Origin of the sequence: Undibacterium sp. JH2W, from assembly GCF_049340425.1 — a bacterium.
Classification (GTDB): domain Bacteria; phylum Pseudomonadota; class Gammaproteobacteria; order Burkholderiales; family Burkholderiaceae_D; genus Undibacterium.
The window spans coordinates 83,535-95,158 of sequence record NZ_JBMPOT010000002.1; the positions used below are offsets into that span (position 1 = coordinate 83,535).

Annotated in this window: 9 protein-coding genes; 7 read left to right on the top strand and 2 right to left on the bottom strand. The window is 51.1% G+C overall.

From position 1 onward, the window contains the following. The first annotated feature begins 34 nt into the window (after positions 1–34). From msbA to ACO0LC_RS02715, 5 genes are all read left to right on the top strand, one after another. A complete protein-coding gene (msbA, locus tag ACO0LC_RS02695) occupies positions 35–1,780 on the top strand; it encodes a lipid A export permease/ATP-binding protein MsbA (protein WP_423000373.1) in 1,746 nt (581 codons plus the stop codon). A gap of 17 nt (positions 1,781–1,797) precedes the next feature. Beyond that, complete coding sequence (locus ACO0LC_RS02700; protein WP_423000375.1) at positions 1,798–2,376, top strand: peroxidase-related enzyme; 579 nt, start codon at positions 1,798–1,800, stop codon at positions 2,374–2,376. 8 nt (positions 2,377–2,384) lie between these two features. Next, positions 2,385–3,440: a lipopolysaccharide heptosyltransferase II gene (gene waaF / locus ACO0LC_RS02705; RefSeq protein WP_423000377.1), complete on the top strand. Its 1,056-nt coding sequence runs from the start codon at positions 2,385–2,387 to the stop codon at positions 3,438–3,440. After that, positions 3,437–4,009, top strand: a complete 573-nt coding sequence (locus ACO0LC_RS02710; protein ID WP_423000379.1) for a Crp/Fnr family transcriptional regulator — start codon at positions 3,437–3,439, stop codon at positions 4,007–4,009. The genes waaF and ACO0LC_RS02710 overlap by 4 nt, the downstream gene beginning before the upstream one ends. 206 nt (positions 4,010–4,215) lie before the next feature. Further along, positions 4,216–6,171: an ABC transporter substrate-binding protein gene (locus tag ACO0LC_RS02715; RefSeq protein ID WP_423000381.1), complete on the top strand. Its 1,956-nt coding sequence runs from the start codon at positions 4,216–4,218 to the stop codon at positions 6,169–6,171. 15 nt (positions 6,172–6,186) lie between these two features. Here ACO0LC_RS02715 and ACO0LC_RS02720 read toward each other — a convergent pair whose 3' ends face one another. Together ACO0LC_RS02720 and ACO0LC_RS02725 are read right to left on the bottom strand one after the other, a co-directional pair. Next, positions 6,187–6,987, bottom strand: a complete 801-nt coding sequence (locus ACO0LC_RS02720; RefSeq protein ID WP_423000383.1) for a substrate-binding periplasmic protein — start codon at positions 6,985–6,987, stop codon at positions 6,187–6,189. A gap of 92 nt (positions 6,988–7,079) precedes the next feature. Next, on the bottom strand, positions 7,080–8,924 hold the full coding sequence (locus tag ACO0LC_RS02725; protein WP_423000385.1) for a PHA/PHB synthase family protein: 1,845 nt from the start codon (positions 8,922–8,924) through the stop codon (positions 7,080–7,082). A 280-nt stretch (positions 8,925–9,204) separates the two neighbouring features. On the opposite strand from ACO0LC_RS02725, the gene ACO0LC_RS02730 reads away from it, so the two are divergent. Together ACO0LC_RS02730 and ACO0LC_RS02735 are read left to right on the top strand one after the other, a co-directional pair. Next, a complete protein-coding gene (locus ACO0LC_RS02730; RefSeq protein ID WP_423000387.1) occupies positions 9,205–10,464 on the top strand; it encodes a TolC family protein in 1,260 nt (419 codons plus the stop codon). A gap of 41 nt (positions 10,465–10,505) precedes the next feature. Then, a complete protein-coding gene (locus tag ACO0LC_RS02735; RefSeq protein ID WP_423000389.1) occupies positions 10,506–11,618 on the top strand; it encodes an HlyD family secretion protein in 1,113 nt (370 codons plus the stop codon). The last annotated feature ends 6 nt before the right edge of the window (positions 11,619–11,624 follow it).

Below are 11,624 nucleotides of genomic sequence, written 5' to 3' on the forward strand. Positions count from 1 at the left end.
GGCTTGTGCCAAGACAGGATATGAATTTCATACTATGAGTTTGATCAATAAAGAAACCATCGATGTGTTTCGCCGCTTGTGGCTGGCCATCACGCCTTACCGTTCAAGGGTATGGTGGGCCTTGCTGACCATGCTGGGTACGGCTTCGACCGAAGTCATGTTCCCCAAAGTGTTGCGCTATATCCTGGATCATGGTTTTCATGGCAATGCAAAAAACCTGGCCTTATGGATGGTGCCAACCGCCATCATAGGGATTTTTTTGTTGCGAGGTATTTGTACCTTCACCACCAGTTACCTCATGACCTGGATCTCCACCAGGCTGCTAAACCAATTGCGTGCCAGGGTATTTGACCGCATCCTGAATGTGCCTATCAGTTTTTACCAGAGTGAATCCAGTGGTCGCATCATCAACACCATCATGTTTGAGGCGCAGCAAATCGTTGAGATGCTCAAGGTGTCTATGACTACGCTGTTTCGTGATTCATTGACCGTGGTCGTTTTACTGGCTGCCTTATTGTGGAGTAACTGGAAGCTGACCATCATTGCCCTGGTCATGATGCCCGTCATGGCCTATCTGGTACGCGGTGTCAGCAAACGCTTGCGCAAGCTTAACCAAAGCCAGCTCGATGTCAGCAATGAACTGACTCAGGTCATAGAAGAAGCTACCCGCGCCAGCCAGGTGATACGGATTTTCGGTGGTCAGAAATATGAGCAGGACAGGTTTGAAGCCAAGAATGAGAAATTGCGTGGCTATGCCATGCGCACGACGATTGCTGTGGCATCCACTACGCCGCTGACACAACTGGCGGCAGCGATTGCGGTGGCTGTCGTTATCATGTTTGCAGTGTCACAGGCAGCACAAGACGCCACTACGGCAGGGACTTTTATAGAATTTGTCGCCCTCATGATGTTATTGCTGACACCCTTGAAACGTTTGGCAGACTTGAATGGACCCATGCAGCGTGGCATGGCAGCAGCAGAATCCGTTTTTGCCCTGATTGATACCTCACCAGAAACTGATAGCGGCACAGCCTTGCCAGCACGCGCGCAAGGCAAGCTGGAATTTGTACACACCAGCTTCTCTTATCCGGGACAAGAGCAGGAAGCCTTGAAAGACATCAACCTCAGCATCGCACCCGGCGAAACCATCGCCCTGGTTGGCATGTCCGGTGGTGGCAAGACTTCGCTGGTGAATCTGGTGCCACGTTTTTACACGCCAGATTCTGGCGACATCCTGCTTGATGGCATTTCCTTGCAAGACATTTCCTTATCCAGCCTGCGTGAACAAATCGCCATGGTCAGCCAGAATGTGGTCTTGTTTGATGACACCCTGGTGTCGAATATAGCCTATGGTGATTCCAATCCCGATCCTGCCCGTGTGGCAGCAGCAGTGCAGGCCGCGCACCTCAGCGATGTCGTGCGCGATTTGCCTGAAGGTTTGAATACCATAATAGGTGACAATGGCATGCGCCTGTCCGGTGGGCAAAGGCAACGTCTGGCGATTGCCCGCGCCATCTACAAAAATGCGCCTATCCTCATCCTGGATGAAGCTACCTCAGCACTCGACAGTGAATCTGAACGTGCCGTACAAGCTGCCTTGGATGAGCTGATGCTGGGTCGCACCACGCTGGTGATTGCCCATCGCTTATCAACAATTGAGCGCGCCAGTCGTATTGCCGTGCTGGTCGATGGCAAGATCATAGAGATGGGTACGCATGCAGAATTACTCGATAATGGCGGCACTTATGCCAACCTGCATCGTTTGCAGTTTGCTGCTTGATTGATAAAGGAGAAGCCATGACTACTGCGATTTCCCGTTTCCCTGTTCCAGAAATAAAAGACTTGCCTGAGGATATACGGGAGAAGGTATTGGCGGTGCAGGAAAAAGCCGGTTTTGTGCCGAATGTATTCCTGACGCTGGCACACAGGCCAGATGAATTCCGTGCCTTCTTTGCCTATCATGATGCTTTGATGCTCAAGACAACGGGCAATCTGAGCAAGGCAGAACGAGAAATGATCGTCACTGTCAGCAGCGCCAAAAACAATTGCCTGTATTGTGTGGTGGCCCACGGTGCCATCTTGCGCATCTATGCCAAAAATACCCTGGTGGCTGACCAGGTCGCCGTCAATCATTTGAAGGCTGATATCACGCCCCGCCAAAGCGCCATGCTGGATTTCGCCATCAAGGTTTGCCTGGATTCGCAAAGCGTCAATGAGGCAGACTATGCGGCATTGCATAGCCATGGTTTTGATGATGAGGACATCTGGGATATCGCTGCCATTACCGCATTCTTTGGATTATCGAATCGCATGGCAAATGTGATTTCCATGCGCCCGAATGACGAGTTCTTCCTCATGGGGCGCATGCCAAGATGAGTGTCGTTGTGCAAAGTCCTGCAAACCGTATCCTCGTCATTGCACCCAACTGGATAGGTGATGCCGTCATGGCCCAGCCTTTACTACAGTTACTGAAACGCGATCATCCGCAAGCTGCGATCGATGTACTGGCACCCGCCTGGGTGGCTCCGGTTTTGCGCGCCATGGTGGAGGTGGACACAGTACTGGAAACACCATTCAAGCATGGCTCACTGCAATTGCGTGAACGCTGGCGCTATGCGCAGATATTGCGTCAGCGTGGCTATGCAGCAGCTTATGTTTTACCAAATACCCTGAAATTTGCATTGCTGCCCTGGATGGCAGGTATCAAAAAACGGGTAGGCTACAAGGGCGAAAGCCGTTACGGCCTGATTAACGTCATGCATCATGACAGCAAGCCCGTGCCGCGCGCCATGGTGGCGTTTTATGCAGCACTGGCAGGTGAACCTGTAGCTGATCTTACACAGAATTTTCCCAAACCATGCTTGCAAATGACGACTGCACAGATAGGCATAGTCTTGCAGGAGATGGGTTTGTCGGCGCTGCAGCCCTTGATCTGCTTTGCCCCCGGCGCAGAATTTGGTAATGCCAAGCGCTGGCCTGTTGGTCACTTTGCAGAACTGGCAAAAACCATCCTGCAAGCGCATCCTGATGCACAAATCGTTTTGCTGGGGTCTCCCAAGGATATTGAGGTGTGCCAGCAGATTGCGGCAGCCTGTCCAACGGTACATCAGTTTGCTGGCAAGACCAGGCTGGATCAGGCGCTGGCATTGATCGCCGCCAGCAATGTCATGGTGTCAAATGATTCTGGTTTGTTGCACATTGCCTCGGCATTCAACCGGCCCGTCATCGCCATCTATGGTCCGACAGATCCCGATCATGCCCCGCCATTTTCTGATATAGCCCATTCCCTGTCACTGCGCCTGGCTTGTGCGCCTTGCCGGCAAAGAGAATGTCCATTAGTGCATCACGACTGCATGAACAAGCTCGATAGCCAAATGGTATGGCAACCCTTACAGGCTATCTTGACATCCACACGTTTGCCTTTGTCCGCTGAGTCATGACCCATACCAGACGTTTAATGGAGCAGGCCGCAGGCACGGCCTTACCTGGATGGGATGTCCTGCGTCCTTTCACGAAAAAATTGCGCTTCCACAAGGGGGAACTGGTGTTCGCGGCTGGTGAACGGCAACCCTATGTCTTTGTAGTTATCAGTGGCATTGTGAAGCTGACTTACCTGGGAATTGATGGCGTGGAGTGGATCAAATCTTTTATTGGTCCAGGGGATTTCTTTGCTTGTCCAAATGTCTTGATATCCGGGCTGGTCACGGATTATTTTGCCACCGCTATTGATGAATGCGTGCTCGAACAAGTTGACTATGCACCCATACGCGCATTGTGTGAGCAATACCCGCCCTGGCAAAAAGCCATACGACAGCTGCTAGAACAACATATAGTCAGAAAAGAGCAAAGAGAACGCGAGTTGCTGACCATGACGCCAGAAGACAGATATCTGTCATTCTTGAAAACCCATCCCGACATGGCAGAACAATTACAATTGCGTGATATCGCCCGTTACCTCGGTGTTACGCCTGAGGCCTTGAGCCGCATTCGCAAACGATTGCGACTGTAAATGATTGTGTAAAGCCGCAATTGACATTGCCAGTTATTGTAAGATGGAAACAAGTTATTGCCCCGTCAATGGCAAGAGCATGCTTGCACCTGCTATGCATACGCACTAAGCTGCTTGGTATAAATTGCCTGGATTATTGATATTACTTTCACATTTCACTTATGACCAAGCATGGAAAGTTGTGGCTTAGCCTGACATGCTTATGCATGCAACTCCTGCTCGCGCCGGCCAGTTTGGCTGTTGACAAAGTACATCTGCAGCTCAAGTGGACGCATGCGTTTCAGTTCGCCGGGTACTACGCAGCAAAAGAGCTGGGTTATTACAGGGAAGCTGGTCTTGACGTTGATATCTTGCCCGCCCAGCCAGGCTTGGACGTCATTGATTTGGTCGTTACTGGCAAGGCAGAATATGGCGTTGGTACCAGCAGCCTGATACTTGCCCGCAAAGCAGGCAAACCTGTAGTGGCCCTGGCTGTCATATTCCAGCATTCCCCTTTGATCTTGATATCCAGAAAAGAGACGGATGCGCAGACTGTGCATGAGCTCAAGGGCAAGCGCATGATGCTGGAGCCCCAGTCGCAGGAATTGCTTGCCTATCTCAAGCGCGAAAATGTGCCTTTCGAACAATTGCAACAAATTGAGCATAGCTTCAATCTTGATGATTTGGTGCAGGGTAAAGTCGACGTTATTTCTGCATACTTGACCAATGAACCATTTCGTCTGGGGCAGGCAGGCGTTGCATATAACATCTACACCCCACGCGCTGCCGGTATTGATTTTTATGGCGATAATCTGTTCACCAGCGAGAGCGAGATTCATGCTCATCCTGAACGTGTAAAAGCATTTCGTGCTGCCAGTTTGCGTGGTTGGGAATACGCGATGAATCATCAGGAAGAAATCATCGATATGATATTGCAGCGCTATAGAGGCGCAGATGCCGGGCAGCACAACAAGGAATTCTTCCACTATGAAGCAGCACAAACCAGCTATTTGCTGAGCCGTGAACTGATAGCGATAGGGTATATGAATCCAGGGCGCTGGCGTCATATAGCAGATACTTATGCAGAACTTGGTATGCTGCCAGCCAATTTCCCATTGGACGATTTTTTGTATGAAGCAAATCCTGACGTGAATTTACGCTGGTTTTATTTTTGGGGCATGCTCATCCTGTTTTTTGTCAGTATAGTTGGTGGCGTGGCACTGTATATTTTCAAGGTAAATCACAAACTGGCATACAGCCTGGATGAATTAAAAAGAAATGAATTAAGACTCAATCTCCTTTCTTCTGCCATAGAGCACAGTCCGACATCGGTCATCATCACTGACGCCGATAGTGTGATCGAATATGTCAATCCACACTTTAGTTTGGAGACAGGTTATTCTGCTGAAGAAGTGATAGGTAAAAAGCCGAATATCCTGCAATCTGGCCAAGTACCTGCTGAAACCTATCAGGCTATGTGGGCGCAACTCTTGCGTGGTGATGTCTGGACGGGGGAGCTGATTAATCGCCGCAAAGACGGGGAGGCATACTGGGAGGAGGCGCACATTGCCCCTGTCAAGGATAGCAAGGGCAAGACCCGTCATTATGTCGCTGTCAAGGTGGATGTCAGTGAACGTAAAGAGGTCAATGACAAACTTGCCTATCTGGCGCATCACGACAGTCTGACGCATTTGCCAAATCGCACTTTGTTCTTTGAGCGCTTGGCGCAGGGACTGGCGCTGGCCAAGAGAAACAATACCCGCCTGGCGCTCATGTATATAGATCTGGATCGCTTCAAGCCTGTGAATGATACCTATGGGCATGCAGTGGGCGATATTCTATTGCAGCAGGCAGCTGAACGGATGAAGAATTGCCTGCGCGATTCTGATACGGTAGGGCGTATAGGCGGCGATGAGTTTGTGGCGCTGACTTTGAATGTCAGTGATGAGCAAAGTGCCTGTTCGCTGGCGGAAAAAATACGTGCAGCACTCGGACAGATGTTTGCCATTGCAGGCAATGAACACTCCGTATCGGCAAGTATAGGTGTTGCCATCTATCCCGATCATGGGGCAACAGAAATCGAATTAGCCAAGAAGGCTGATATCGCCATGTATGCTGCCAAGGCAGGTGGGCGAGATCAGGTCAAATTGTATCGGCAGGAGATGGAAAAGACCATAGAGTAAAGCACTGACAGTGCTTTATTTCTTTGTCAAATTGACGGCTGACAAAGAGCCATCGTGCTGTCCTTTCCTGATCGCCTTGTCGATTTGCTCTATGATGCCATCGTCCCTGGATGCCAGTATCGCAAAGTGGATGTAATCTACGGACAAAAAGCGATCAAGTACCTTGAATGAAATACCGGGCGGCATGGGGGTGTCAGGCGCTATGTCGGGCATGACTTTATTAAGCATGGCCTCAACCTTGCGCGGGTCAGGGTCATGGTGACTGAATAGCATGACATCAGTGCGCCTGCTCAATAATTTTTTCAGGCGCGAGGGAAGTGAATACAAATCTTCTTCTATCAGCAATAGCTCGGATTTTGCCTTGTCAAATTCATCGCCATAGGTAGAGCCGCGTACCATGCCCACGGTCTTGCCCTGCAAGTCCGCGAGGCGGGAAAACTCAAAAGCTTGATCACTCCTGACCACCAGCCAGACATGGGTAGCAAAAGCGGGCAAGGAAAAATGCAGGGTTTGTGCACGCTCCCTGGTTTTTGACAAACCAAAAGCCAGTCCTTCGCCCTCATTCAGGCTTTGTAATAAGCGTTTCCAGGGGTAGCGCCTATATTCGAATTGCAGATGCAATTCCTTCTCCACATAGCCCACGGCTTGCTGAAATATGGGGTTGTAAGGCACTTGCGGAGTATTGGTGGCATTCGATTCTGCGATCAGCAAGACGAGTTTGCGCGGTTCCGCTGCCCAGCCTGCAGTGAAAAACAGTGAGGGAATGGCACTCAGGAAAAACCTTCTTTTCCGATGTGCTTTTTTTAATATTATCACTGCGATCTTTTCCTAGCTTGAGATTCGCTATATCAAGAAAATATTTTACTCCTTATGGTATTACAGCAAGTTCCAAATGCGCTTATTTAAGCTTATTTTTCAAATACATAACTACCCGGCGCAACATCCAGCTCCTTATCGGCTACCACTCTTGCCTTGATTTGCATGCTGCTGGAATGCCTGGCGAGCCAGGCTTGCCAATGTGTCCACCATGAGCCTGTCTCTGTTGCTGCCACCTTGAGCCAGTCTTCAGCTTGCTGGAAAGACTGGCCGCGTTGGTCAGATGGCAAGTGCTGAAAGCTGCGGTTTGCGTGGCCAGGTTCTGAAACTATGCCTGCATTGTGGCCACCAGATGCCAGCACAAAATCGATAGGTGCATCTGTCAGTACATGGATTTTATAGACAGAACGCCACGGCGAAACATGGTCGCGGGCTGTACCAACCACGTACATGGGGGCGCGTATATTATTCAATGCCACGGCATGGCCATGCACCTCATAGCGGCCTTCTGCCAGATCATTGTGCAGGAACAGGTGTTTTAAATATTCACTATGCATGCGATAAGGCATGCGGGTGGTATCGGCATTCCAGGACATCAAATCATTCGGTGAGTTACGTGTACCCAATTGATATTCACGCATGATTTTTGACCATATCAGGTCACGTGAATTCAGTAACTGAAATGAGCCCGTCATCTGTTCGCCTGTCAGATAGCCTTGTTCCCACATTTGTGCATCCAGCATGGCAATCTGGCTTTCGTCAATGAACAGGCCAAGTTCGCCCGGCTCGCTGAAATCAGTTTGTGCAGCCAGCAAATTTACTGTCTGCACAGCCGGCAAATGCTGGTTATATTCTTTGGCATGGTCACTGGCCAGTGCGGCAGCAGCGATGCCTAGCAGGGTGCCACCGAGGCAGTAACCAACAGTATGTACAGCCTTGTGTTGGGTCAACTTACCCACTTCTTCCAGCGCTGCAAACAGCCCGCTATCAAGGTAATCTTGCATGCCCAGACCACGGTCTTCCTTACCAGGATTTTTCCAGGAAATCATGAAAACAGTATGACCCTGGTTGACCAGGAAACGCACCATGGAATTATGTGGTGACAAATCGAGGATGTAGTATTTCATGATCCACGAAGGTACGATCAGGACAGGTTCTGCATACACCTTGGCTGTCTGTGGAGCATATTGTATGAGCTCTATCAGGTGATTGCGAAATACCACCTTGCCCTCAGTGACAGCGACATCTCGGCCAGGCTGATATGCCAGTTGCGCAGTCCTATGCTCCCCGGCTTCAGCACCTGGTAGCTGGAATTCCAGCCCATTATCCTGCATCCAGTGCGCCGCACCAGTCATCAGATTCTTGCCGCCCGTCGCCTGGGTGTTGGCGATAACTTCAGGATTGAGCAAAGGGAAATTCGAGGGGGCTATCATGTCCAGCAATTGCCTGGACATGAAGTTGACGACATTTTCATGATGCGCAGTGACGCCGCGCACGCCCTTGGTGGCGACCTGCCAGAACGCCTGCCTTTGCAGGAAGCACTGGCTCATGGCATTGAAAGGCCAGTTGGCCCAGCCTTCATAGGCAAAACGGGTATCAGTGGCTGCACTTTCTTCGGTCTCTGCGGGTTTGCCTGTCAGTGCCGGTGCCAGTAGTTGCGGCCAACTTGCGATTTGTTTTTGCAGCAGATTACCCAGTTCCAACTGTTTGCCTGGAGATACGGCGAGATGCATACCCCAATCCATCCAGGCCAGAGCCACGCTGGCAGGTGAGATGCCGCCGGTTAATTTGGCAATATGGTTTTGCAAGGCCATGTCCAGAGGGTGTACTTCAGCCTCATCGTCACCGAGATAACAAAGCGGACGGGCAGGGTCTTGATGTCCGGTCTTTGGCTCCGTTTTTCGTTGAGTGACTGCTGGGCTGTAATCAGTTTTCATTGGTGCATCCTCGTTGATGTGAGCCTATTCTGGCAAACATGTCGTTCTATTGAATTGATTAGAATCAATTGCATTGTGCAAATGCAGCAATACACTGAGGATACTCTCTTTTGGCGAATTCATGATGACCCTGTTCAGACCTTTTTCTCTCTGTAGATATGCACAAATAGCGCCTGTGAACTGGCTGATGGATACTTGCGCAGTAGTGCCAAAGCCAGGTGAAAACGTAAGGAAGATCAAGGCTTTTGCACAAAGTTTGATGTGCATCAAACTTTTGCTCATGGGTTCCCCTGTCCTGGCAGCTGAGAACCTTGAGCAAGTCTGGGGCATCGCTTTGCAGCGTAATCATGTGCTTGCTGCTTCGCAGCAAAAAGAACAGTCGGCGCAACATCAACTGGCTTCTGCGCAAGCCAATTACCTGCCTAAGCTGAGCCTGGAGAGCGGCTATATGCGTACCGAAAGCGAACCTGCAGCCAAAGTGAATATACCGGCGCTGCCCATGCTGAAAGGTACTACGCTGCCGTTTGCGCAGGATTCGGCCTATTTCGGTGGCCTTAGTATTTCTGCACCTTTATATACCAGCGGCAAAATCTCTTCCGGCGTTGAGGCTGCACAGGCGCAATCCGAGGCTACGCTGGCACGTACCCAGCTTACCCGCAGCGATCTCAAGCTGGCGATTGCGCAAAGCTATATAGCCGTATTGCGGGCCGAGCATGCGGTCAATGTCAGTAACAGCCATATAGCTGCTGTCAGCAAGCATGTAGATGATGTACAGGCACTCTTTGACAAAGGCTATGTCGCCAAACACGATTTGCTGGCGACCCAGGTGGCGATGGCAAATGCCCGTCAACTGGGGCTGCAGGCAAGCAATGCACTGGAGCTGGCACGCGCAGCATTGAATCGCTGGTTGGGGCGCGAGTATGAAAGAGCGGTCGAGATACAGGATATCGCCGGTTTTAGCAAAGAGCCAGCCATGGCAGATTTGCCTGCTCTTTTGCAGTCTGCGAACAATGATCGCAAGGAATTACAGGAGTTATCCAGCCAGAGCCTGGCCTATAAAAAACAGGCCAATAGCGTTGCCGCCGGACACTTGCCGCAGATAGGCGTCACGGCCGGTTATAGCAAGCTGGAAAACCGTTATCTGGCTGAGGACAAGGGCTGGTATGTAGGCGTGGTGATGAAATGGGATTTGTTTGACGGTGGATTGATACGTCATCAGGCTTCACAGCTTTCTGCCAACGCACGGGCGATTAGTGAAATGGAAGCAGACACCCGAGAGCGCATCGCCTTGCAGGTACGGCAATCCTGGCTTACGCAACAAGAGGCCAGGGCGCGCATGCAACTGGTGGAAAAGGCGGTAGAACAGGCCGAAGAAACACTGTCGCTGGCACGCGAGCGCTACCGCTCAGGGCTGGCACCAAACAGTGATGTACTTGATGCAGAGGCACGCCGCTTGCAGGCACTCTCCAATCGCGATAACGCACTCTATGACCATGAATTCGCACGCCTGCAATTGCTGCATGCCTCAGGCAAATTGTAAGCGACGTATTTCATATTACCTATCAGTATCCAGGAAAAATGATGGAAAATAAATCCAAATTGCTGGGCCCGGCCTTACTCGGCGTTGCTGCCGTGCTCATCGCTGGTGGCTATTTTTATTATCTGGCACAGTCACGCAAGATGCCAGAAGGCCTGATCGTTGCCAATGGCCGCATTGAGGGCGACCGCATCGTTGCCGCTGCCAAATACCCTGGCCGCATCAGCAAGGTGTTTGCCAGGGAGGGGGATAGCGTCAAGGCCGGTACCGTCATTGCACAACTCGAAGATGACAGTGTCCAGGCCAAGGTCGAGCAGGCCCGCCAGGCTGCCAATGCAACTGAGGCACAAGTCCGTGCGGCGCAAGGTGCCCTCGACGTGGCTCAAAAAGAGGTGCCTCTGGGTATTAACCTGGCAGATGCAACAGTCAGCCAGGCACAGGCTGCTTATGCCAAGGCCATGGCAGTCGAACAGCAAGCCAGACTTGATGCACAACGCCACAAGGACTTGTTTGAGCGTGGTGTGATCGAAAAGCATAGGTACGAGCAGGCTGACCTGGCTTGGCAGGTGGCACAGTCAGATGTCAAGGCTGCGCAAGAAGCAGTGAATCGTGCCAGGCAAGGGCTCTCGCAGGCGCAACTGGGTAACGACAAGGTCAAGGCAAGGCAACAGGATATTGCAGCTTTAAAAGCCCAGCACGACAGGGCAGATGCTGCGGTGACAGAAGCCAGTTCCGTACTCGCCGATCTGCTCATCAAATCACCAGGTTCTGGTGTGGTGCTGACACGCCTGCGTGAGCCAGGTGAAGTTGTCATGCCTGGCGGGTCCATCCTGGAGATGGTCGATCTTGATCATTTGTACCTGAAGGTCTATGTAGCCGAATCAAGAATTGGTCAATTACGCCTGGGCTTGCCTGCACGTATTTACGTGGATTCGCAGGGTGAGCAGTTCTATGAAGCGAAGGTCAGCTATATCGCCACGAGAGCCGAATTTACACCCAAGGAGGTGCAGACCACCGATGAGCGGGTCAAACTGGTGTATGCGGTCAAGCTCAGTATAGAAAAAAATCCCGAGCACAAACTGACACCTGGCCTACCGGCAGACGCCGTCATACGCTGGAAAGATGAGCAAGCCTGGCAAAAGCCACGCTGGAAATAAATGCCC

What these genes read in the sequence shown, in the direction of transcription:
- msbA (WP_423000373.1), top strand. Translation starts at nt 35, where the DNA reads ATGAGTTTGATCAATAAAGAAACCATCGATGTGTTTCGCCGCTTGTGG.
- ACO0LC_RS02735 (WP_423000389.1), top strand. Translation starts at nt 10,506, where the DNA reads ATGGAAAATAAATCCAAATTGCTGGGCCCGGCCTTACTCGGCGTTGCT.
- ACO0LC_RS02730 (WP_423000387.1), top strand. Translation starts at nt 9,205, where the DNA reads ATGGGTTCCCCTGTCCTGGCAGCTGAGAACCTTGAGCAAGTCTGGGGC.
- ACO0LC_RS02700 (WP_423000375.1), top strand. Translation starts at nt 1,798, where the DNA reads ATGACTACTGCGATTTCCCGTTTCCCTGTTCCAGAAATAAAAGACTTG.
- ACO0LC_RS02710 (WP_423000379.1), top strand. Translation starts at nt 3,437, where the DNA reads ATGACCCATACCAGACGTTTAATGGAGCAGGCCGCAGGCACGGCCTTA.
- ACO0LC_RS02725 (WP_423000385.1), bottom strand. Translation starts at nt 8,924, where the DNA reads ATGAAAACTGATTACAGCCCAGCAGTCACTCAACGAAAAACGGAGCCA.
- ACO0LC_RS02715 (WP_423000381.1), top strand. Translation starts at nt 4,216, where the DNA reads ATGCAACTCCTGCTCGCGCCGGCCAGTTTGGCTGTTGACAAAGTACAT.